Raw genomic sequence first — 22,599 nt, 5'->3', positions numbered from 1 at the left:
TAAGTTAAGGAATATGCTCAAACTCATGTGTCAAACTTGCCAATAAGCGAAATAACTCAACTTGAGAGTTGCAATGGGTTTTGGCAAATATATATTTCATATAAGTTCGTACCGAACTCAAAGTCAGTGAGCATTCCTGGGCAATGGCTTCTAGATTATATCCATTCAAAAATAGCTCGCAAATTCGGATTTCACGGTTGGAAAGTTGATAATTCTGCTTCAAGAATGCATGTGCCAATTGATAACTTTTTTCGGGTTCAGTCAGAAAAATAGCAACTTTTTGTTCAATCAATTGATCATAGGGCATGTGTTGCCAAACACTGGAAAATGGCACCACACTCATCATCAGCGACTGTTTGGCTGGGTTAATCGGCAGGGCGAGCACGCCACCTGCGTAATCGTCAAGATGCTCTGCTTCAGCATGCTGAAATAAAGCACTTTGGATATATTGTTCAAGTTGTGTTTGATAAGCTGCTGGAACCTTGAGCCGATTCCGTTGGTCTAAGCTTATAGCTGTGTACTGTTCTAAAATATTTTGTGCTTTGGCATTGGAATAAATCAAGCTGGCGTTAGCATCCAGTAAAATTACTCCCGTTTTGAGCGCATCGAATAGCTTATATAAATCAAAGTTTTCTTGCTGGATTAAACTGAACTGACGATGTATTTGTAAAGCTCGGCGCAAATGCTTGGCCAATCGCTTTAATAGTTCAGTTTCATGCGGTTGATAAGTCGGTGTGCTATGTGCACGATGAATGCCGAGGACTGCCCAGCGATATGTGCCTGTTTCTAACAAAATCCCTTGTGCAGAACCAATGCCTGAAGGTGCAACACATTTTTCATAAAAGATATATTCATCCTGTCCCTGACAATTGGCATAAGCGCTCCAATCTAGAACAATTGGTTCACCCAAGCCTTGCTGCTTTAAAAGCGGAGCGTGCAAATGCATATCAATCACTTGAATTTTTTCATCATGATAAGCCGCCAATATTGCGGTAGAAATATTATGGCTGAAGGTAAAATTGAACTTGGGATTAAGCTGATCAATTGCAGTAAAAATAGCACTTTGACTGCCTGTATATTCAACCAGGCGAATCAAAACCTGCTGCCAAAGTTCAGGATTCATGGTCGCTTCATAAATCATTTCGACCATTTCATGTTCTTGCTCCATTCCCCTCTCCAATCAAGCAAACGTCCTTATTCTAGGTTTATAATCTAATGTTTTATTTGACTTTATTATTAGCATATCTGCTTATGCAGATTTAATTATACGCATAAAACAAAAAAATCCCCACAAAATGTGGGGATTTTTTTAGATTGGTGAATCTGAGGGGATGATTACATCATACCGCCCATACCACCCATGCCGCCCATATCAGGCATAGCAGGTTTATCTTCTGGAATTTCAGTGATCATGCACTCTGTAGTTAGCATTAAACCAGCAACAGAAGCAGCATGCTCAAGAGCAGAACGGGTTACTTTTGCAGGGTCAAGAATACCCATTTCTAACATGTCGCCATACTGAGAAGTTGCAGCGTTATAACCGAAGTTACCTTCACCATTTTTCACAGCATTGATCACAACTGATGGCTCATCACCCGCATTGGCAACGATTTGACGAAGTGGCGCTTCGATTGCACGACGTAAAATGTTAACACCAACATTTTGGTCGTCATTTGCACCAGTTACACCGTCAAGTGCTTTCGCTGCACGTACTAGCGCAACACCACCACCTGCAACAACACCTTCTTCAACCGCAGCACGCGTTGCATGAAGAGCATCGTCAACACGGTCTTTCTTCTCTTTCATTTCAACTTCAGTTGCTGCACCAATTTTAATGACTGCAACACCGCCAGCTAATTTAGCAACACGTTCTTGAAGTTTTTCTTTGTCGTATTCAGACGTAGATTCTTCAATTTGAGCACGGATTTGTTGAACACGATCAGCAATTTGAGCTGCATCGCCAGCACCATCCACAATCACGGTATTTTCTTTAGATACAGTAATTTTGTGTGCCGTACCTAAATCTTGAAGAGACGCTTGCTCTAAAGACATACCCACTTCTTCAGAGATTACAGTCGCGCCAGTCAAGATCGCGATATCTTGCAACATTGCTTTACGACGATCACCAAAGCCAGGCGCTTTCACTGCACATACTTTAATAATGCCGCGCATGTTGTTCACGACAAGTGTCGCTAATGCTTCACCTTCAACATCTTCAGCGATGATTAACAGTGGCTTACCTGTTTTAGCAACCGCTTCTAATACCGTAATCAATTCACGGATGTTGCTGATTTTTTTATCCACAAGCAAGATGAACGGATTTTCTAATTCAGCCGTTAAGGTATCTTGTTTGTTAGCAAAGTATGGAGAGATATAACCACGGTCAAACTGCATACCTTCTACAACGTCAAGCGCGTCTTCAAAGCCTGAACCTTCTTCTACAGTAATTACGCCTTCTTTACCCACGCGTTCCATTGCTTGAGCAATGAGTTTACCTACTGTTTCGTCAGAGTTTGCAGAGATTGAACCCACTTGTTCAATCGCTTTAGTATCAGACGCAGGCTTCGCAGTAGCTTTAATTTCAGCAACCAATGCTTTAACGGCAAGGTCAATACCACGTTTCAAGTCCATTGGGTTCATGCCCGCAGTAACAGACTTGATGCCTTCATTTAAAATTGCTTGAGCAAGTACAGTTGCAGTTGTTGTACCGTCACCTGCGATGTCATTGGTTTTAGAAGATACTTCACGAACCAATTGAGCACCCATGTTCTCAAATTTGTCTTTAAGAGAAATTTCTTTCGCAACAGTCACACCATCTTTAGTGATGTGTGGCGCACCGAAAGAACGGTCGATCACAACGTTACGGCCTTTAGGACCTAAAGTTACTTTTACAGCATCTGCAAGAACGTTAACGCCTGCAATCATTTTAGAACGTGCTGAATCACCAAATTTTACGTCTTTTGCTGACATTTATAGACTCCGAATATTTTTAAGCTTTACTAATCTGATATTGAACGAGTAAGGACAGAATTAGCCTTCTAATACAGCTAAAATGTCAGACTCTTTCATGATAAGAAGTTCTTCACCATTAACTTTTACAGTTGTACCTGCATAAGTACCGAACAATACTTTATCGCCTACTTTTACATCTAAAGCGCGAACACCGTTGTCCGTGATTTGACCATTACCTACAGCAATAATTTCACCTTGTGCTGGTTTTTCAGCTGCAGAACCTGGCAATAAAATACCGCCAGCCGTTTTCGTTTCTTCTTCAACACGACGAATAACTACGCGGTCATGTAATGGACGAATGTTGCTCATAAATAACTCCATCAGACTAAGTCTATTTTAAGATGACTGATGACGACTTATTTATTCCGTTGGTCATCATCAAAATGAATTTGGATGACACTTTTGTGGGGATGGAAAATAACGCTTCAAGGGCAAATTTTAAAAAAAATCATCTTTTTTGTATTTTTTTTACCCAATATGAATAATTCGCTGCTTTAATCGACAATTTAAAGCATTTCAAACTGAGCAAGATGTCGATTGAATTGAAAATGCCGCACATTTGCCTGTGCATCAATCAGATTAAAGCTGTTGCTTGCGGCATGATGTAAACGATAGGAGGTTGCCGTTCCTGCATGAATATCCAGCACAGGCTGCGCAACACCCAATTGATACAAATCATTTAAGTCATACACCGCAGGTTGATGCAAATGTCCATGCAATAAGGCGTTTAAACCACTCTGACTCCAGACTTCCAAAGCCATACGTCCCAATACAGGGCAATCCTTAATACCATGCAGATCATCCGGATCCGCATAGAAAGGCTGATGTGCCGCAATCACCTTGAGTTTGTGCGCAGGAGCCTGCTTTAAAATTTGATCAATCTGCTGAATTTGTTCCAAAGAAATATGACCGCGGGTATGGTAACGACGACGGATGCTATTCACCCCAATCAGATAAAAATGCTCGGTTTCTAAGGTCATTTCCATTTGCCCAAAGAACAATTGATAGCGGCTAAATGGATTAAAAATCCGGTTCCAAACGTGATATAGCGGGATATCGTGATTGCCTGGTACCACCAAATAAGGACAATTCAAACTGTCCAAAAACTGCTTGCAATGGAAAAACTCAAAATAACGCGCGCGTTGGGTTAAATCTCCACTCACCACCACCGCTTCAGGCTGCTGCTGTTGGCAAAACTCTTGAATTGCGACTAAGCATTCTGTGCGTTCGGTGCCAAAATGCAAATCAGACAGATGCAGGATCATTCGGCACCAACATCTTAATCGCATTTTTTTGCACCGAAATATGCAACGGGGGTTGCATTTCGACAATTTCACCATCAATTGCCACGGTTAGTTTTCCGCGTTTGGAATAGACTTTGACGTCGTCTGCCGCAAAGCTGTAAACATCTGGTGCTTTATCAAGCTGACCACGAATCAGTTGCAGTAACATACGAAATAGCGTCAATTTATCACTTTTGGCCACAATCACGCCGGCAACCTGCCCCTGCTCTGCACATTTTGCAATGCGCAATTTCATTTCTTTAAGCTGTAATTGATTGTTGCCAAAAAAAATTAACGGGGTTTTAACAGGATAAATTTTACCATCTACCTCAATTTCCAGCTTGAGCTCCTTCCGATCTCGAATCAGCACATCTAGACCCGAAGTATAAGCATGTAAAGGAAAACGTCCGAATTTCGCATTATATTTTTCACGGCGTTGAATAAATAATGGATACAAGCCCAAGCTGGCATTATTTAAATAAATTTGATCGTTAATTTTCGCCACATGAATGGAACGTAACTGCCCTGTGGCAATAACAGTCGCTGCCTGCATAATATCTAAAGGAATATTCAGCACCCGCGCCACATAGTTAAAGGTACCTAAGGGTAAAATTCCCAACGGAATGTCTTGACCTAACAGCGCATTGGCCACGGCATTTAAAGTGCCATCCCCCCCTGCAGCCACAATAACCCCAAGCTCGGTGCTTGCGCGATGACGCAACATAATCGACTGCATCAAGGCGGGAAAATCATCTTTTTCCCCCAGTTCAAATGCCTGAATTTCAAAACCATGATCGGAAAAATACGTCAGCAGTTCTTCATACACGGTTTCTTTATTACTGGCATGAAAACCAGAGCGTGCATTGTAAATAATGGAAAGTGGTTTTAAAGTCATGCTGTTCGTTCACTTCAATGAAGTATTTGCTCTAATTTTGTCCAATTTATCAACAATTAACAATGCCTTTATGCGAAATTCAAATTACCACCATTTATTAAATCAATAATAATTCTCACAAAAAACAACATTATAAGTTATTGTAAATAAAGGATATAATTAAAATAAATGATATTCATAAACAAAATAAATAAAAGCAAACCCATTAAAATTAAAACATAAGCTACTGTTTTTAAAAATAAAAAATAAAGTCCAATACAAATTTTCAATATCTACAAGCACATAGGGGTGTCTTATTTTTTTCATCGTTTTGTGCTTTAATACTGCCACTTTTTTTTACTTTCATCTAGGTAACCTGATTACTTAGATTGTACTTTGTGCAAAATTTGTACACTTTTAAGATAGGCCTCACCATGACCCAAGTGAACGCACCAGAATTCGTTCGTCACCCTAAGCTTATTGCATGGGTTGAAGAAATTGCGAAATTAACCAAACCAGCAAAGATTGAATGGTGTGACGGTAGCGAAGAAGAATATCAACGTCTTATCGACTTGATGATCGCTAACGGCACTATGCAAGCTTTAAACCAAGAAAAACACCCTGGTTCTTATCTTGCAAATTCTGACCCTTCTGACGTTGCTCGTGTTGAAGGTCGTACATATATCTGTTCTGAAAAAGAAGAAGATGCTGGTGCGACAAACAACTGGGAAGCTCCTGCAGAAATGCGCGCTCGTTTAAATGGTTTATTTGACGGTGCTATGCAAGGTCGTACAATGTACGTTGTTCCTTTCTCTATGGGTCCTTTGGGCAGCCACATTGCACACATCGGTATTGAATTAACAGACTCTCCTTACGTTGCTGTAAGCATGTCTAAAATGGCACGTATGGGTAAAGCCGTTTATGACGTTCTTGGTACCGATGGTGAATACATCCCTTGCGTACACACTGTTGGTGCTCCGCTTGCAGAAGGTCAAAAAGACGTTGCATGGCCATGCAACCCTGAAAAATACATCGTACATTATCCAGAAACTCGTGAAATTTGGTCATATGGTTCTGGCTACGGCGGCAACGCATTATTGGGTAAAAAATGCTTAGCACTCCGTATTGCATCTGCAATGGGCCGTGAACAAGGTTGGTTAGCTGAACACATGCTGATCCTTGGTGTAACGAATCCTCAAGGTGAAAAACACTACATCGCAGCGGCATTCCCATCTGCTTGTGGTAAAACCAACTTTGCAATGCTCATTCCACCAGCAGGCTACGAGGGCTGGAAAATTGAAACTGTAGGTGACGATATTGCTTGGATTAAACCAGGTGAAGATGGTCGCTTATATGCAATTAACCCTGAAGCTGGTTTCTTCGGTGTTGCTCCTGGTACCAATACCAAAACTAACCCGAACTGTATGGCAACGCTGCATAAAGACGTGATCTACACCAACGTTGCAGTTACAGATAATGGCGAAGTTTGGTGGGAAGGTCTTTCTAAAGAAGCGCCTGCAAACCTGACTAACTGGAAAGGTCAACCACATACTGGTGCTGAAAAAGCGGCTCATCCAAATGCGCGCTTCACAGTTGCTGCGGGTCAATGTCCTTCGATTGACGCTGACTGGGAAAATCCAGCAGGTGTTCCAATTTCGGCGTTCATCTTCGGTGGTCGTCGTGCAGACACTGTGCCTTTAATCTCAGAAGCATTTGACTGGGTTGATGGCGTGTACAAAGCTGCAACAATGGGTTCTGAAACAACTGCTGCTGCTGTTGGTCAACAAGGTATCGTTCGTCGTGACCCATTTGCGATGCTTCCGTTTGCTGGCTACAACATGGCTGACTACTTCTCTCACTGGTTAGAGCTTGGTGAAGAAGTTGAAGCAAAAGCAAAAGCTGCAGGCAACAAACTTCCTGGCATCTACAATGTAAACTGGTTCCGTCGTGATGCTGAAGGTAACTTCGTATGGCCTGGTTTCGGTCAAAACATGCGTGTGCTTGAGTGGATCATTGATCGTTGTGAAGGTCGTGCAAGCGCGGTTGAAACACCAATTGGCCTAGTCCCAACTTACGAACAGTTAAACTGGACTGGTTCTGACTTTACCAAAGAACAGTTTGATCTTGTAACTTCTCAAGATAAAGATCAATGGATCAAAGAAATTGAAAGCCACACTGAATTGTTTAATCAATTAGGTGATCGCTTACCAGCAGCACTTAAAGCTCGTCAAAATGAACTTTTAGCTGCGGTTAAAGCAGCAATTAAGCAATCTGCTTAATTCAGCTAAAAATTAAAAAGGTCGCGTAAGCGACCTTTTTTTTAATTTCATCATTTCCACTTTCAACTATGCTGCCTTTTCCTGCGCACGTCGCTTATGTAATCCCACTAGATATTCATCCAATTGAGCGATCTGGTCTTGGTCGAATTTCAAATACAGTTTGGTGCGTCGTTTTAATATATCCTCACTGCTCATCGCCCATTCATGTGCGACCAAATAATCCACTTCTTGCTGATAAAGATCACAACCAAAATTTTGCCCTAAAGCGAACAAACTTGTGCATCCGGCCAACATATTCCAAGTACGAGAACCATAAGTGTGTACCCAGCGTTCCGCCAGTGACTCAGGCAGTTCCGCAACAGCGTGTTGTAGTTCATGCTTTAAAGCTTCTGCATCAAAAAAGTTTTCAGCACCCGGTAATAAAGCTTTGGCAGTCCAATTCGGTTTCAGTTTGGTAAAGAAAGGCTTAAGTTGATGCATGGCAGACTCAGCCAATTTACGGTAGGTCGTCAATTTTCCGCCATATACAGAAAGCAAGGGAGCCTGTTGCTGCCGCGACAATACCAAAGTGTAATCTCGGGTCATGGCCGATGGGTTATCTGACTCATCATCACATAATGGTCGTACACCCGAGTAAGTACTCACAATATCCGCTCGACTCAGCTGCTGCTTAAAGTGCAGATTCATGACATGCAACAAATAATCAATTTCACTGTCCGTAATTTCAACTTGATCAGGATTACCCATATAACGCTGATCAGTTGTACCAATTAGGGTGTACTGATCTAAATAAGGGATAGCAAAAACAATGCGTTGATCATCATTTTGTAGAATAAAGGCTTTCTCCCCCGCATAGATCTTCGGCACAATAATATGACTACCCTGAATCAAACGAATGTTATAAGCAGCTTTTTGCTTCAAATTCTGTTGAATAAACTGTGTCACCCATGGGCCTGCCGCATTCACCAGCACTTTGGCACGAACCGTATAAGTGCTTTGCTTATTTTGTAGTTGTACCATCCATCCCTGATCATCTACCTCTGCCCCCAAACAACGCGTATGGGTTTGTATTGTTGCACCATATTCATGTGCCTGCATAATATTGGCAATCACCAAACGCGCATCATCAACAGCACAATCTGAATATTCAAAACCTTTAACAATTTCAGGTTTAAACACGCTGCTTGTTGTATCAAAATCCACAACTGCAGACGCAGCCAGTTTTTCTCGCTTACCTAGATGATCATAAAAGAATAAGCCAGTACGAATAAGCCACGCAGGACGTAAATGTGGACGGTGCGGCATAATAAAGCGCATGGCACGTATTAGATGAGGGGCTTTTGCCATCAGGACTTCACGTTCGGCCAAAGCCTCACGCACCAAACGAAATTCTTTATGTTCCAAATAGCGCAAACCACCATGAATTAATTTGCTACTTGCTGAAGACGTGTGGCTAGCCAAATCATCTTTTTCACATAATAAAACTGATAATCCCCGACCCGCAGCATCTGCTGCAATGCCCGCCCCATTGATACCGCCACCAATGACTACAAGGTCATACATATGATGTTGATCCATGTTCAGGCTCCTCTTTTATGTGCTTTCAAGCAACTTTTATTGTGTTTTTAAATTCTTTCTTAAATCCTAGCAGAAAACATCCAGCATGATGGGAATATTGTCTAACCAGTTGTCAAACACCTGCACCAAGCCCCATCCGCATTTGATCAACCAATCACGTGACTGGTCACAACATTCCTTGCTGTAAACCATTACTTGATTGATGCATTTTCACTATAATTTCCTCCCATCTCTAATCTAGCGAGAGATAACCCCCCTTGCTTACACCTAGATGTTTTTATTTTTTATTAATATACAATAGTTTAAAAAATCAGACTTACCACAGCTTTCAAGTTCTTCCATCCGAATGCTCTCCACTTCAAACGAAGCCAATACTATGGTGCTTAGAACTCAGGTTAAATCAAATAAAGACCGTTCAGCAAACCATCTTATGGAAAGCAGCAGGGTTTTGCATGTAGTCCATCGTTATTTCAATTGGCTTATGGCATACTGTGCCCAAGAATAAAACACGGACTTTCGACATGAAAAAAACAGTTCAATTTTTAGGGCTCAGTTTTATCGCTTTTGGACTAGCAGCCTGCCAAAGCACGCCTCAGCAATATAATGGTCAAGTGGGTTACCGTGTAGAAAGCCAGACCACAAACTCAGCAACCCTCGCCTATTCGCTGGCTGGTCGTCAAAATCAAGATTTGGATGAAAAAAAACTACAACGTGCGTGCCAAAAAGTATTAGGGAGCAATAAGACTTATACACTGCAAATTTTAAGTATCAACGAGATCGCTAATCCTGCTGCTGCTCCTTCAGATAGCTATGGCCGTCAAATCGGCAACTCGCGTACCTCTATCGGGCTAAGCAATACCCCAGACCTGCATAGCAGCGAAGACTATGCCACACGTCAAGCTCTAGAGGCGCGTCCAAGCACCTTACGTATCGTACGCTATACTTGCTCTTAAGTTTGAGCATAAGGCGCTATAGCCATTATAGCGTCTTATAAAAACTCACATTACGAAACTCTTTTGCTTCATCCAGATCAGGCCATGTCGTTGCACTGCGCTCATCAATTTTCATATATTTTACATGACTAAAATTTTTCACTCGGCTATCAGCGACCCAAACTTCGGGGGAAAACTTTAAGAATTCATCTAAGAAAAAACGGTTACATTGATCATATAAGACATCAGCTGCTAACAATACATCAACTTGCTCTGATTGATACAAATCATCCAAATATTCGAGTTCAACCTGATTGAGTGCTGCATTTTCACGACATGCAGCCAAACTGACAGAATCAATATCACAGCAAATGACTCGCTTTGCACCGGCCATTTTCGCAGCAATCGCGACCACGCCTGAACCCGCACCAAAATCCAATACCACTTTGTCTTTTACATGCTGTGGCTCTGCCAATAGCCACTGTGCCATTGCCAACCCCGAAGCCCAACAAAAGATCCAATACGGTGTTTCATTCCATATTCGGCGAATCACCTCATCATCCAAACGGTCAGTAGGAAATACAGGAGGAATTAACCACAGTGAAATTGGTGTTTCCGGAAGTTGCTGTGCGACCAACTCAGCTTGAGGAATAACTTCATGCAAGGCATCCAATAAATGAGTTGGGGCATTGATCATTTGAGAAGTATCATTCATTAAATTTCTAAACCTTTGGACCTTATATCGCGCATTTATGCCACAGCAAACTGTTAGCGTACCGTCAAATACTACAATGGATATATGAGATAACGTGACAGTCCACAAATATGGCGATCATAAGGCACAGACGGCTGACTGGAAAGCCTCAAAACTAGAAAGTACAAATCATCGAAAGCCCCCCATTCGATTCAACTCAATAGACATCATCTGTAGCGATTTCACATAAAAAAAAGCTGTATAGTTTTATGCTATACAGCTTTTTAGAAGCATACTTAAAGTATTAGCCTAAAGCTTTCTCAGCCGCTTCAACTGTTTGACGAATTAATGTTGTGATGGTCATTGGACCTACACCACCTGGTACAGGCGTATACGCAGATGCAATCTCTTCGATACCCACCAATTGGATATCACCAACACCACCACCATCACGTGGATGGAAGCCAGCATCAACCACAACAGCACCTGGCTTAATCCAGTCTTTTTGAATCAGCTCAGCTTTCCCTACCGCACCCACAATAATATCGGCTTGTTTAACAAACTCAGAAAGGTTTTGAGTGCGTGAATGGCAAATCGTTACCGTTGCATTTGCTTCCAACAACATTGCAGCCATTGGTTTACCTAAAATCGCAGAACGACCCACCACTACGGCATGCTTACCTGTAATTTCAATGTTGTTTTCTTTCAGGATGGTCATAATCCCTGCTGGAGTTGCTGAACCGTAGGCTGCTTCACCCATCGCCATACGACCAAAACCTAGGCATGTCACACCATCGACATCTTTTTCTAAAGAAATGGCATCAAAGCAAGCACGCTCATCAATTTGCTCAGGCACTGGATGCTGCAACAAAATACCGTGAACATCCGGATTGGCATTTAATTTTTCAATTTCAGCCAACAATTGTTCAGTTGTAGTTTCCTTAGGCAACTCAACTTTTAATGAATCCATACCGACGCGACGACAGGCATTACCCTTCATACGTACATAAGTCGCTGATGCACCATCGTCACCGACTAAAATCGTTGCCAAAATTGGGGTACGACCTGATTTTGCTTTCAACGCTTCAACACGTGTTAACAAGTCAGTTTCGATTTGTTTTGCCAACGCACGACCATCTAAAATTAATGCCACAGCACATCTCCAAGGTAGATATGAATCAATTTTGCAAATCATACATGATTATTTAGGCAATTTTATTCTATATGATGGTTTTATGTGCATATGCGCCATTTAAAGTATTGTAATTTTTTTAAAGGTTGCTAATATGTGCATCAACAAGACATGGCGGGGTGGCAGAGTGGTCATGCAGCGGACTGCAACTCCGTGTACGCCGGTTCGATTCCGACCTCCGCCTCCAATCTTGTTAAAACGCCCGGGTGGTGAAATAGGTAGACACAGGGGATTTAAAATCCCCCGCCCTCAAAGCGTGCCGGTTCGAGTCCGGCCCCGGGCACCATTTTAATACTTCTTAAAATGGTGTAATAAAGAATCCAGCGAAAGCTGGTTTTTTTATGTCTAAAATTCAGAAAATTGCTCAATCACAGCACGGTGGATCAAGCAAAATTTGAAAAATAGCTAGCGATGCATCCATAAAATTACAAAATATACTGGTTACCGATATAGGAATGATCGGGTTGTTGCTGCATATATGATTTCAGTTCTAAGAAAAATTTCTGCTTTAAATGCTCTGGTGCCAAAATCTGCACATAAGGAATCCAATAGCGAACAAATGGTAGCAATTGCATTGGATGGGTAATAGAGATAGACAAATATAAATCGCCATTTTCCATTTCTTTTAAAATGGTCTGTTGGGGAAATTGTTTTTTAAATTTAAAAAATGAAGCCGCCTCAGCATCTACCAATAAATGCACCACCTGTGTTTCTTCACCAAACCAAATACTCTGCTCCTGCTCAAGCTGTTGTAAAATTTCAGGCTTGTGCTTAAAAACAGCCAGCTCAGCGCTTTGACTGCGCAATTGAATCCGCCCTAAACGAAAAGCTTTAAGTTTATTATCATGTACAGCAGCCAAATACCAACTGCCAAAATGATGAATTAAGCGATAAGGCTGTACCAGACGATATTCTTGACGATAATAAAATTCGACTTCACGCTGTGCTTGAATTGCTTTAGAAAAGCATTCAAACAAGGCAATAAACTGAGTTGAATCTTCGAAACTATAACCTTTCGCCATATAGATTTTTTGCGCATTATCCCCCAGCAATTCCTTTAAAAAAGGAGGTTCTAAACTCGGAAATAATTCACCAATACCTGATAGTTCAGCAAAATTCTGTACATCCTGCGGTCTAATGCGACTTAGATCGTGCTGTTTCAGATAATATTGCTTTGACACTGGATCATGTATCAACGGTAAATGAATACTTAAACGATCAAAATCACGCACAATTGTCCGTGAGCTGACTGAAAATTCTTGCGCCAATGTCTTGGCATTTAATTTTTGACCATTATTCAGCTTAGTCAAAATGCTTGCCAAGCGTTCAGCCAATCGCTCGTGCGGAGCAGTTTTACGCTCCATAGCAACACCCTCAAAACCAATTCATTATTATAAAGTTATAGATACAACACATTTAGTCAGTACAGATTCTCTGTACTTTATCTCTCTTTCATTTATCAATACCGTATTTAGCCATAAATGAAAATATATTTTAAAAATATTTTATAAATACCCCCTTCTCTATTTAACGCTTAATCGTGCTTTATATTGCTCCAAATGGATCAAAGAATAATAAAAATGATGGAATTTTTGCGTTCTTAATTCCTTACGGATAAACCCTAAAATCATTCTTTTTTGTGCATTATTAATATGCGGATAATGTAATGGTCCTGCGATAATTCTCATAAAACCCTCCAACTGATCACAGTTTTTGTAAAATATGCTATTAAGTGGTCAGGTGGTGTCACGATTTAACTAAATGGTAAAATTTTTCTACTAAATTGGTTGGTTTTAATCAAGTTTGACGCAGAATTGTTTTTTTGATTTATAATGTGGCAACTCTTAAGTACTTATTTTTATGGTCAGTGATAAGCAGGCAGCACTCTTTTTAAAGCCATTGCAAATTCAATATCCTTCTGCATTTAAGCGTAATTTTGTCTTTTATGGCATGCTCAAAACCAAAGGCTTAATGGATGAAATCAAAGAATTTATTCCTTGGATTTTAGCCATTATGATTTTTGTATCCTTATCCTTGAGTTTAGGTGCTTTAATTGAACAGCACTTTCCTCACTTTAGCCACTTTCAAGCCCATGGTATTGCTGTATTAGGTTTTATGCTGCTGTATATGCTGTATGTTCCGTGCGTACTCAAACAAATGAAACATAGTTCCAGCTCCTGCTATGAGCAACAACAGCATGCGCCAATTAAAATTGCGGTTTTAATTATTTTACAAGCACTCAATATTTCGTTTATTGAAAGTACTTTTCTACAAATCGTATTATTTTTCTTCGCTATGGGATTTGGCTTTGTCAAATTTTATAAAGAAAATCTATTCCGTAATAGTGCGACCCATGTTGGACTGTATTATCTACAAGAATTGCGTCGTTTTAATTTTTGGACATATAAACAAACACTTAAACTAAAAATCATTTTAAAGTTTTCTACTAAAAATACGCCAAAATACCAACAAAGACTAAAAAAACTTCAGCATTTTCAAACGTTACATTTAAAATCCATGCACATGGAACAACAGTTATGTCAAACGCATAAATATCAAGATTTAGAAAATTATTTAGATAGCCTAATGTAATCCAACTCTAAACATTAAAAAAACTGGGATTTACCCAGTTTTTTTAATGCCGTGACTCATGCTGATTGCGGTAATACTTCCAATTGCTGCAATTGTGAGTTGAATAACAAGCGATAACTGCGCTCTTGATCGACCACATAGGTTTTTTCTTTAATCGTATTAACAAAAATCCAGTCAGACTGCATCTCTTGCTCAGTGAAACTCACCACCAAAAATCCACGCTGATTTAAATTACAATAAGACAATTCATCAATTAAGAGCTTAAATGCATTTTCAAATTGCTGTAACTGCTCCAAAGGAATATTAAGGTATTTTTCCAAACCCGGTGAAGAAACCGAACTGGTTGCCAGCTCAACTCCAACAAAAGCTTGATCCTGCGTATACAACTCTGAATACCATGCATTATGCGTATCACCAGCCAAGACCACGACTTTCTTATTCAGCGCTTTAAGGGTTGAATAAAGCACTTCTCGCTCATAATAATAACCATCCCATGCATCCAAATTATACGGTGCCACTGTAGTGACCCTCGCCTTTTCTAATTCTGTGAGACTAGGATCACCTGCTTGCATTCGCAGCTTAATTTGCACCAACTGTGTAATTTGAGCATGCATATTCGTTAAAGTTTCAGCCGTTACTGCTCCACTGCTTATCGCAGCTAATGACAACAACAGCTCGGCAGGAATCAACATTTTTGACATGAGAATCTGCTGTCCCAGCACATTCCAAGTGGCTTGGCTTTGTATTAATTTTTGCAATAACCAATCGCGTTGTTCATATCCCAATAACGTTCGGTCTTGGGCAACAAGATCGGCCTGAAATTGTACCGTGTTTAAGCCTTGTGCCGTCATATAATTGGCATAATCCAACTGCTGATCGCGTGCAATGATGCGCGTATCCAACATGGTCAACTGTACCAAAGAACCAAAATTAAACTGTCGGTAAATATGTAGGTGATCATCTTCGGTCACTGGTCGAATCGGCATCCATTCAAAATAAGCTTGTAAAGCGGCCAGTTTACGCTCAGAGAACTTGCCTTCATTTTGCGCTTGTGCTGTTGCTTCCGTATGGTTTTCTGCACCGTCGAGCCAAGTATCATTCGCCAACTCATGATCATCCCAAATCACAATAAAAGGATGACGCTGATGCACACTTTGCAAATCTGCATCGCTACGATACAGCGCATAGCGCTGACGATAATCATCTAGCGTGATGATTTCCTGACTATTCTCAACTGCTAGCATCCGCCCTAATTTCTCAGCGTCTTCTGTTGCGTAACCGTCTTGACCATACTCATAAATATAGTCACCTAAATGCAGGACCACATCCACATCTTGTTTGGCCATTTCACGGTATACATAAAAATATCCCGCTGGGTAATTCGAGCATGAGCAAACGGCAAATTTCACCGCCTTAGCATTTAAAGGCAAGGTTTTGGTTTGACCAATCGGAGAACTGATTTGTCCGAAGCGAAAACGATAATAGTAACGCTGCTGCGCTTGCAAACCGATTGCATCGACTTTGACCGTAAAATCTTGTGCCAAACTGGTTTGTACTTTTCCCGTTAAAATAATTTGGGTAAATGCTTGATCTAACGCCACTTCCCAAACAATATCCAAACGCGCCTGCAGGTCATTCGGGGTCACTCGTGTCCATAAAATCACTCGATCCTGCAAAGGATCACCACTGGCAACACCATGCACAAATGCCACACTCACTCCTGAAGATGAATTGTCATCATCCCCGCAAGCGGTCAGTGAAATTGGTAAAGAAAGCGCACCCAAACCTGCGAATGTTTTTTGAATAAGTTCACGGCGCGTTAAGGTATTTGTCATTTTTTTAATCCACTTCTAACGTGAGTTAAAAAATAAGACAACAATATTTAATGATGATCTCAATTGCATGAACATATGATGACAAGATATATGCCACACTCTGCATAAACTATGATTTTTTAACCATAAACCTATGAATTGAATGAAAATAAAGCAAATGTAAGCAAATAGTCTTGCAAAGAATAATTTCCTCCTCTATTATTGCGCACATGCCCGGGTGGTGAAATAGGTAGACACAGGGGATTTAAAATCCCCCGCCCTCAAAGCGTGCCGGTTCGAGTCCGGCCCCGGGCACCATTTTATACTAATTGAAATGGTGCAATAAAAATCCAGCGAAAGCTGGTTTTTTTATGCCTAAAATAAATAAAAAAAAGAGAGTGTTACCACTCTCGATTTGCAATCAGCTCTTCCATTTCGACATCAAAATGACCGTGTTCTTGCACCACCATCATCATCGCTTCAGCAATATAATCTGCAGCCGTATCATCTAAAGACGAATCCAAATCTTCAAATTGTGGTTTCATTTCATTAATTGCTAAGACTGCCTCATTGGCTAAACGGTAAATATCTGCTGAGCCATCTTTGAGTTTTGCCACCTTTTTCGCAAATTGCACAATGTATTGCTGGACTTCAGCCACCAATACATCTGGGTAATAGTCATCATCAAACATGGGGAGAAGTAAATCTGCAAACATACAGCAACTCAAAACTACTAATAAACGCGAGCCTGTATAGCATAAAGATTTTAAAATACCAAATCTAAAATGGGCTATGCAGCAATAACCCATTTAAATCTAAGCATATTCTACATAGCCTCAATTATGGTTGAACTGGCTTAGCACTCAGACTTTTCGCTGTTTTGACCAAATCAACAAATTCTGCACGTAAACCAAATTCATCTGGTTGGGCCGCACTTTGTGCTAATTTCAAGATGTCATCCCATTGCATTTGGGCATTATATTGTCCACCGCGTAATTGCTGGGCATAAGCTGCAACCGCTATCGCGAAACGCGTATCTGTAGATGCCTGAGCGAGTGATAGGCTTTGTGCTGGCACAGCTTGACTCAGCAATAGACTTTGACTGTGCTGCGGTTGCTTATAGCGAACATTCACATAGGCATATTCTTGCTGATGATTCAATGCGCCTACAGGTTTAGGCTGATAACGTGAATCATTGAGCCAACCTTTTTGCCCGACAGGAATAATTTCATATAAGGCAGTAACGCTATGCCCTGCACCAATATCCCCGGCATCTACGCGATCATTGTTAAAATCTTCATTATTCAACACACGATTTTCATAGCCCAATAACCGATATTCTTTGACTGTCGCAGGATTAAATTCAACTTGAATTTTGACATCTTGTGCAACCGTTGCCAATGTCGAACTCAATTGTCGCTGTAATACCTTTTTGGCTTCACGTTCATTGTCGATATAACTATAGTTACCATCTCCTGCATCCGCCAATTGTTCCATCAACTGCTCATCATAATTTCCTGTGCCAAAGCCGAAGGTGGAAAAAGAGATCCCCGATTTTCGCTTTTCTGCGATCATACCTTTTAATGTTTCAAAGTCAGTGATGCCAACATTAAAATCTCCATCGGTTGCAATCAGAATACGGTTGATGCCACCTTGAATATAGGACTTTTGTGCTTGCTCATAAGCCAATTGAATCGCGCGCTCCCCTGAGGTTGCACCACCAGCCTTCAAGCGATGTATCACGCTTAAGATTTTATCTTTTTCTGCACCACCAGTGGCTGCCAAAGCCAAGTCTTCACCACTGGCATAAGTCACGATGGTTACTTTATCTTGTGAACGCAACTGCTCGGTCAACAAGGTCAAAGTTTTCTTGACCAAAGGGAGTTTATTTTCAGCATCCATACTGCCCGAAACATCGACCAAAAAGACCAAATTTGCCGGCGGCAACTGTTTTAGTTCTAAGTCTTTGGCTTTCATCCCAATTCTGATAATTTTCGCATTCGGCTGCCACGGTGAATTCACCACTTCAGTATTCACCGAAAATGGATGCTGCCCTGTTGGATTAGAATAGTGATAGCTAAAGTAATTCAGCATTTCTTCAACCCTTACCGCATCTACTGGCGGCAGTTGGCTCGCTTGGGTCAGAAAACGCCTGACATTGCTATAACTACCGGTATCAACATCAATACTAAAGGTAGAAATAGGCTGTTCCGTGACACTGTGCACAGGATTGGTGTCAATTTTCTGATAGTTTTCTGTATTTTCAATCAGCTGTGTTCTATTTTCATAAGCCGCTGACATCGATGCGGGGGCAGGCATTGCCAGACCGACGATTGCAGTTCGGCTCATTGCCATTTGCTGAGGTGGAACTTGTCCACATGCAGCCAACAGCAGAGAAGCCAATGTCGGAACAGTATGTTTTATTATTAACTTCATGCTTTATCCTAGTTTTCAAGATGCTTTCTAATTTTGAGTCCCCTTGCAGCATAACTTATGCAATCGCTTCATCCCTGAATAGCTAGTGCTAAATTGCCTCACCTCGCCAGTGCAGACTTATGCAAGTTTCAAAAGGTCTCAGGCGCTTGCATAGCCTGCCAGACTTTAATGGCATCAGACATGGCTTTTACATCATGGACACGTACCAGACTTGCCCCTTGCTGAATACTCAGTAAATGCGCAGCAACTGAACCGACTGCACGCTGGGCTGCTTCTGCCCCCCCTAATGCTTCACCAATAAAACGCTTACGAGATAAAGCCGATAGAATCGGATAGCCCAAAGCACTCAGTTTCCAAAACTCATTCAATAGCTTTAAATTCTGCTTGGCATTCTTTGCGAAACCAAAGCCAGGATCAATCATAATATTTTCGGCCCGAACACCTGCAGCAAGCGCATCATTCACTCTCAGTTGCAATTCAGCCATCACATCATGCGTCACATTATGATATTGGTCCAGATTATTCATCGTGGTGGGTTCGCCACGCATATGCATAATAATAATTGGAATATTCAATTCAGCAGCCGTTGTCAGTGCATGCGGACGGGTTAGTGCACGAACATCATTCCAAATATGCGCCCCAGCTTGTACCGCAGCCCGAATCACTTCCGGCTGTGACGTGTCGATGGAAATAATGACATCATATTGCGACAAGGCTTCAACCACAGGAATCACGCGACGGATTTCTTCTTCAATCTCAACGGCAGATGCCCCGGGACGTGTAGACTCACCACCTACATCAATCACCGTCGCTCCCTCAGCGATCATCTGTAAAGCACGCGTAACAGCAGCTTCTTTTGAATTATGCAAACCACCATCACTAAATGAGTCCGGAGTCACATTTAAAATCCCCATCACATGCGGTTTGGATAAATCTAAACTGTAACGACCACAGGTTAGAATCCGCTGTGGTAAAGGCATGAGCTGCATAAAAGTACTCCTGAAACAATCCTCGCTAGTGTAGCAACTCAAGGTAAAAGCGGGCTGAAAACTTTTCAGTTCATTTGATTTTTCCAATCCCTTAAACAAAAAAAAGAGCCTCATATTGAGGCTCTCTTTAAATTCAGCTTAACTTGCAGGTAATGGAGGTGGTGTTGATGGACCATTAGTTGGCGTTACATCAATCACAGGATTTTCAGCCACATACACTTTTGGTGGTTGTGGTTCACGCCCTTCCATAATGTCACGAATCTGATCACGATCAATGGTTTCCCATTCCATCAAGGCTTTTACCATGGCATGAGCGATGTCTTTATTATTTTCCAAGACCTCACGTGCAACACGGTACTGCTCATCTAGAATACGACGGACTTCTTCATCAACTTTTTGTTGTGTTGCTTCAGAAATAGTACGGCTACCGACATTACCAAAGAAACCATTTTGGTTTTCATCTTCATAAACCATCACGCCCATTTTGTCCGACATACCATATTTGGTGACCATCGCACGTGCCATTTTAGTTGCACGCTCGAAGTCGTTCGAAGCACCTGTGGATTGTTGATTAATAAAGATCTCTTCAGCGATACGACCACCAAACAAGATTGAAAGTTCATTCAACATCTTGTCTTTATAGTGACTAATCTGGTCTTGTTCAGGCAACTGCCAAGTCACACCCAATGCCCAACCACGCGGCATAATTGTAACTTTATGCACAGGATCGGTACCCGGTAGAATTTCCGCAACAATCGCATGACCTGCTTCATGGTAAGCCGTAGCACGACGTTCTTCTTCACGAAGCACCATCGATTTACGTTCTGGTCCCATGTAGATTTTATCTTTCGCATCTTCAAAGTCATGCATATCCACCGTATTCTTGTTACGGCGTGCTGCAAAAAGTGCAGCCTCATTGACTAAGTTTGCTAATTGAGCACCCGAGAAACCAGGCGTACCACGAGCAAGGACTTTCAGATCCACACCTGTTACTGAAGGCAATTTCTTCAAATGCACATTAAGGATTTGCTCACGACCTTTAATGTCTGGCAGACCTACCATAACTTGACGGTCAAAACGTCCCGGACGAAGCAAGGCTTTATCCAGTACATCGGCACGGTTAGTTGCAGCAATAACGATAATGCCTTCATTACCCTCAAAACCGTCCATTTCAACCAACATTTGGTTCAAGGTCTGTTCGCGCTCATCATGACCGCCACCAGTACCTGAACCACGGTGACGACCAACTGCATCAATCTCATCAATGAAAATGATACATGGTGCATGGCGTTTGGCTTGTTCGAACATATCACGCACACGAGATGCACCGACACCAACAAACATTTCTACGAAATCAGAACCTGAAATACTGAAGAAAGGAACCTTGGCTTCACCTGCAATGGCTTTCGCAAGTAAAGTTTTACCTGTACCTGGAGGTCCGACCATCAAGACGCCTTTCGGAATCGTTGCACCAAGACGTTTAAACTTCGCAGGGTCTTTCAAGAAGTCCACAATTTCAACGACTTCTTGTTTCGCTTCATCACAGCCCGCAACATCGGTAAATGTAACTTTAATTTGGTCTTCAGAAAGCATTTTCGCCTTTGACTTACCAAAACTCATTGGACCGTTTTTACCACCTGCTCCGCCACCCATGTTGCGCATAAAGAACATGAATAACAAAATGATTAAAAGTACAGGGAAGCTTGCAATGAGAAGTTGCATCAACAATCCTTGACGTTGTGGTGCAGTACCTTCAACGACAACATTGTTTTTAATCAGGCTCGGCATCAATTCAGGATCTTGCACCGCAGGACGGATACTTTCGAACTCAGATCCATTTGATTTAGTGCCACTAATTCTTTCACCATCAATTGTGACTTGCTTAATTTGACCAGCATTCACCGCAGTAACGAACTCTGAATAGTTCATTGCAGTCGGCTTATCTCGGTCACTGATGTTGCTGAAAATCAGAATCAGCACACCCAGTATAATGAGCCACAACACGGCATTCTTGAAGAGATCGCTCAAAGCTTTATTCCCATATCAATCTAATTTGATCATGCCCAAGGATGGGTGACCTTAATAATGTAAGCTGTAAACCCAGCTGTTCAATAATGTAAAAAAGTACAAAATGCACAATTTTTAACGCGTTGGCAAGTAAACTTTACTTTAAAGCTTTCTTACGGCCCTGCCCGATCAAAAAAACCTCTTTTGAACGTGCACGAGATGCAGCGGGCTTTGCCGTCTTCAACACATCAAAACTATCGACCACTTGTTTACGGAATTCATCAAATCCTGTGCCTTGGAAAACCTTCACCACAAACTGCCCATTCGGTCCTAAAACCTTATTGGCAAAGTCGAGTGCAAGTTCACAAAGGTAGATTTGGCGAGGTTGATCTACAGCTTTATTACCTGATGTATTGGGGGCCATATCTGAAATTACAACATCTACAACCCGACCATTTAAAATATTTAACAATTTTTCGAAGACTTCTTCCTCACGAAAGTCACCTTGTAAAAAAGTCACATCAGGCAATGCATCCATTTCTAAAATATCTGATGCGATAACTAAACCTTTGTCACCGACCAGCTTTCCTGCGATTTGCGACCAGCTCCCTGGAGCAGCACCCAAATCGACCACGGTCATACCGGGCTTAATAATTTTATATTTTTCTTGAATTTCCAATAACTTGTAAGCAGCACGCGCTCGATAACCTTCTTTCTGTGCTTTTTTCACAAAAGGATCATCTAGATGTTCTCTCATCCACGCACGACTACTTTTGGATAATTTTTGATTGGTAATGCGTGTTGCCATAACTCTCTGTGTATATAAAAACTTCTAATTTTTTATTGTACGTGAAAAACCAAGTGCTTGCAGTATACATCTGTATCTAATTCGACTCATTCCGCCTGATTTTTTCAAT

General features: G+C 41.4%; 19 protein-coding genes and 3 tRNA genes. 6 read left to right on the top strand and 16 right to left on the bottom strand.

Annotation, left to right across the window (positions count from 1 at the left end; translation table 11 throughout):
• Nucleotides 1-4: 4 nt before the first annotated feature.
• The 5 genes from AC6CHI_RS00935 to AC6CHI_RS00915 all read right to left on the bottom strand — a co-directional run bounded on the left by AC6CHI_RS00935 (nt 5) and on the right by AC6CHI_RS00915 (nt 5,190).
• Nucleotides 5-1,168, bottom strand: a complete 1,164-nt coding sequence (locus AC6CHI_RS00935; protein WP_498119074.1) for a helix-turn-helix transcriptional regulator — start codon at nt 1,166-1,168, stop codon at nt 5-7.
• A gap of 167 nt (nt 1,169-1,335) precedes the next feature.
• Nucleotides 1,336-2,970, bottom strand: coding sequence for a chaperonin GroEL (gene groL, locus AC6CHI_RS00930; RefSeq protein WP_458890909.1), 1,635 nt, complete (start codon nt 2,968-2,970; stop codon nt 1,336-1,338).
• Nucleotides 2,971-3,030: 60 nt separating this feature from the next.
• On the bottom strand, nt 3,031-3,321 hold the full coding sequence (locus AC6CHI_RS00925; protein ID WP_005176348.1) for a co-chaperone GroES: 291 nt from the start codon (nt 3,319-3,321) through the stop codon (nt 3,031-3,033).
• Nucleotides 3,322-3,518: 197 nt separating this feature from the next.
• A complete protein-coding gene (locus tag AC6CHI_RS00920) occupies nt 3,519-4,277 on the bottom strand; it encodes a metallophosphoesterase family protein (protein ID WP_498119073.1) in 759 nt (252 codons plus the stop codon).
• Nucleotides 4,258-5,190, bottom strand: a complete 933-nt coding sequence (locus AC6CHI_RS00915; RefSeq protein WP_498119072.1) for a diacylglycerol/lipid kinase family protein — start codon at nt 5,188-5,190, stop codon at nt 4,258-4,260. The genes AC6CHI_RS00920 and AC6CHI_RS00915 overlap by 20 nt, the downstream gene beginning before the upstream one ends.
• A 413-nt stretch (nt 5,191-5,603) precedes the next feature.
• On the opposite strand from AC6CHI_RS00915, the gene AC6CHI_RS00910 reads away from it, so the two are divergent.
• Entirely contained in the window at nt 5,604-7,448 is a 1,845-nt protein-coding gene (locus AC6CHI_RS00910; RefSeq protein WP_498119071.1) for a phosphoenolpyruvate carboxykinase (GTP), read from the top strand.
• Between the two features lie 66 nt (nt 7,449-7,514).
• Here AC6CHI_RS00910 and glpD read toward each other — a convergent pair whose 3' ends face one another.
• Complete coding sequence (glpD, locus tag AC6CHI_RS00905) at nt 7,515-9,026, bottom strand: glycerol-3-phosphate dehydrogenase (protein WP_498119070.1); 1,512 nt, start codon at nt 9,024-9,026, stop codon at nt 7,515-7,517.
• A 521-nt stretch (nt 9,027-9,547) separates the two neighbouring features.
• On the opposite strand from glpD, the gene AC6CHI_RS00900 reads away from it, so the two are divergent.
• Nucleotides 9,548-9,979: a hypothetical protein gene (locus AC6CHI_RS00900; protein WP_458890914.1), complete on the top strand. Its 432-nt coding sequence runs from the start codon at nt 9,548-9,550 to the stop codon at nt 9,977-9,979.
• 25 nt (nt 9,980-10,004) lie between these two features.
• On the opposite strand, the gene AC6CHI_RS00895 is transcribed toward AC6CHI_RS00900, so the two are convergent.
• Together AC6CHI_RS00895 and folD are read right to left on the bottom strand one after the other, a co-directional pair.
• Complete coding sequence (locus AC6CHI_RS00895) at nt 10,005-10,673, bottom strand: class I SAM-dependent methyltransferase (protein ID WP_498119069.1); 669 nt, start codon at nt 10,671-10,673, stop codon at nt 10,005-10,007.
• Nucleotides 10,674-10,956: 283 nt separating this feature from the next.
• Nucleotides 10,957-11,805: a bifunctional methylenetetrahydrofolate dehydrogenase/methenyltetrahydrofolate cyclohydrolase FolD gene (gene folD / locus AC6CHI_RS00890; RefSeq protein WP_458890916.1), complete on the bottom strand. Its 849-nt coding sequence runs from the start codon at nt 11,803-11,805 to the stop codon at nt 10,957-10,959.
• 152 nt (nt 11,806-11,957) lie between these two features.
• Here folD and AC6CHI_RS00885 point away from each other — a divergent pair.
• Together AC6CHI_RS00885 and AC6CHI_RS00880 are read left to right on the top strand one after the other, a co-directional pair.
• Nucleotides 11,958-12,031, top strand: a tRNA-Cys gene (locus AC6CHI_RS00885).
• 13 nt (nt 12,032-12,044) lie between these two features.
• Nucleotides 12,045-12,130, top strand: a tRNA-Leu gene (locus AC6CHI_RS00880).
• 139 nt (nt 12,131-12,269) lie between these two features.
• On the opposite strand, the gene AC6CHI_RS00875 is transcribed toward AC6CHI_RS00880, so the two are convergent.
• Together AC6CHI_RS00875 and AC6CHI_RS00870 are read right to left on the bottom strand one after the other, a co-directional pair.
• Nucleotides 12,270-13,208, bottom strand: a complete 939-nt coding sequence (locus AC6CHI_RS00875) for a helix-turn-helix transcriptional regulator (RefSeq protein WP_498119068.1) — start codon at nt 13,206-13,208, stop codon at nt 12,270-12,272.
• A gap of 159 nt (nt 13,209-13,367) precedes the next feature.
• Complete coding sequence (locus AC6CHI_RS00870; RefSeq protein WP_458890918.1) at nt 13,368-13,532, bottom strand: hypothetical protein; 165 nt, start codon at nt 13,530-13,532, stop codon at nt 13,368-13,370.
• Nucleotides 13,533-13,704: 172 nt separating this feature from the next.
• Between AC6CHI_RS00870 and AC6CHI_RS00865 the strand changes: the two genes are divergently transcribed.
• Nucleotides 13,705-14,436, top strand: coding sequence for a hypothetical protein (locus AC6CHI_RS00865; protein ID WP_498119067.1), 732 nt, complete (start codon nt 13,705-13,707; stop codon nt 14,434-14,436).
• A 56-nt stretch (nt 14,437-14,492) separates the two neighbouring features.
• On the opposite strand, the gene AC6CHI_RS00860 is transcribed toward AC6CHI_RS00865, so the two are convergent.
• Entirely contained in the window at nt 14,493-16,271 is a 1,779-nt protein-coding gene (locus AC6CHI_RS00860) for an alkaline phosphatase D family protein (protein WP_498119066.1), read from the bottom strand.
• A 211-nt stretch (nt 16,272-16,482) separates the two neighbouring features.
• On the opposite strand from AC6CHI_RS00860, the gene AC6CHI_RS00855 reads away from it, so the two are divergent.
• A tRNA-Leu gene (locus AC6CHI_RS00855) sits at nt 16,483-16,568 on the top strand.
• 83 nt (nt 16,569-16,651) lie between these two features.
• Here AC6CHI_RS00855 and AC6CHI_RS00850 read toward each other — a convergent pair.
• The 5 genes from AC6CHI_RS00850 to rlmE all read right to left on the bottom strand — a co-directional run bounded on the left by AC6CHI_RS00850 (nt 16,652) and on the right by rlmE (nt 22,490).
• Nucleotides 16,652-16,966, bottom strand: a complete 315-nt coding sequence (locus tag AC6CHI_RS00850; protein WP_458890921.1) for a DUF5713 family protein — start codon at nt 16,964-16,966, stop codon at nt 16,652-16,654.
• A gap of 124 nt (nt 16,967-17,090) precedes the next feature.
• Nucleotides 17,091-18,686: a vWA domain-containing protein gene (locus AC6CHI_RS00845; RefSeq protein WP_498119065.1), complete on the bottom strand. Its 1,596-nt coding sequence runs from the start codon at nt 18,684-18,686 to the stop codon at nt 17,091-17,093.
• 128 nt (nt 18,687-18,814) lie between these two features.
• Nucleotides 18,815-19,675 (bottom strand): dihydropteroate synthase, encoded by an 861-nt coding sequence (folP, locus tag AC6CHI_RS00840; protein ID WP_498119064.1) that lies wholly within the window; start codon nt 19,673-19,675, stop codon nt 18,815-18,817.
• A 138-nt stretch (nt 19,676-19,813) separates the two neighbouring features.
• Nucleotides 19,814-21,703, bottom strand: coding sequence for an ATP-dependent zinc metalloprotease FtsH (ftsH, locus tag AC6CHI_RS00835; RefSeq protein WP_458890923.1), 1,890 nt, complete (start codon nt 21,701-21,703; stop codon nt 19,814-19,816).
• 136 nt (nt 21,704-21,839) lie between these two features.
• Entirely contained in the window at nt 21,840-22,490 is a 651-nt protein-coding gene (gene rlmE / locus AC6CHI_RS00830; protein ID WP_458890924.1) for a 23S rRNA (uridine(2552)-2'-O)-methyltransferase RlmE, read from the bottom strand.
• Nucleotides 22,491-22,599 lie beyond the last annotated feature (109 nt).

The sequence above is a fragment of the Acinetobacter sp. GQ146 genome, assembly GCF_059758585.1.
The sequence above is the reverse complement of the archived record's forward strand: the minus strand, read 5'-3'. Positions and strand labels throughout refer to the sequence as shown.

Coding starts and splice junctions, on each gene's coding strand:
- AC6CHI_RS00935 (WP_498119074.1), bottom strand. CDS start 1,168: ATGGAGCAAGAACATGAAATGGTCGAAATGATTTATGAAGCGACCATG.
- groL (WP_458890909.1), bottom strand. CDS start 2,970: ATGTCAGCAAAAGACGTAAAATTTGGTGATTCAGCACGTTCTAAAATG.
- AC6CHI_RS00925 (WP_005176348.1), bottom strand. CDS start 3,321: ATGAGCAACATTCGTCCATTACATGACCGCGTAGTTATTCGTCGTGTT.
- AC6CHI_RS00920 (WP_498119073.1), bottom strand. CDS start 4,277: ATGATCCTGCATCTGTCTGATTTGCATTTTGGCACCGAACGCACAGAA.
- AC6CHI_RS00915 (WP_498119072.1), bottom strand. CDS start 5,190: ATGACTTTAAAACCACTTTCCATTATTTACAATGCACGCTCTGGTTTT.
- AC6CHI_RS00910 (WP_498119071.1), top strand. CDS start 5,604: ATGACCCAAGTGAACGCACCAGAATTCGTTCGTCACCCTAAGCTTATT.
- glpD (WP_498119070.1), bottom strand. CDS start 9,026: ATGGATCAACATCATATGTATGACCTTGTAGTCATTGGTGGCGGTATC.
- AC6CHI_RS00900 (WP_458890914.1), top strand. CDS start 9,548: ATGAAAAAAACAGTTCAATTTTTAGGGCTCAGTTTTATCGCTTTTGGA.
- AC6CHI_RS00895 (WP_498119069.1), bottom strand. CDS start 10,673: ATGAATGATACTTCTCAAATGATCAATGCCCCAACTCATTTATTGGAT.
- AC6CHI_RS00875 (WP_498119068.1), bottom strand. CDS start 13,208: ATGGAGCGTAAAACTGCTCCGCACGAGCGATTGGCTGAACGCTTGGCA.
- AC6CHI_RS00870 (WP_458890918.1), bottom strand. CDS start 13,532: ATGAGAATTATCGCAGGACCATTACATTATCCGCATATTAATAATGCA.
- AC6CHI_RS00865 (WP_498119067.1), top strand. CDS start 13,705: ATGGTCAGTGATAAGCAGGCAGCACTCTTTTTAAAGCCATTGCAAATT.
- AC6CHI_RS00860 (WP_498119066.1), bottom strand. CDS start 16,271: ATGACAAATACCTTAACGCGCCGTGAACTTATTCAAAAAACATTCGCA.
- AC6CHI_RS00850 (WP_458890921.1), bottom strand. CDS start 16,966: ATGTTTGCAGATTTACTTCTCCCCATGTTTGATGATGACTATTACCCA.
- AC6CHI_RS00845 (WP_498119065.1), bottom strand. CDS start 18,686: ATGAAGTTAATAATAAAACATACTGTTCCGACATTGGCTTCTCTGCTG.
- folP (WP_498119064.1), bottom strand. CDS start 19,675: ATGCAGCTCATGCCTTTACCACAGCGGATTCTAACCTGTGGTCGTTAC.
- rlmE (WP_458890924.1), bottom strand. CDS start 22,490: ATGGCAACACGCATTACCAATCAAAAATTATCCAAAAGTAGTCGTGCG.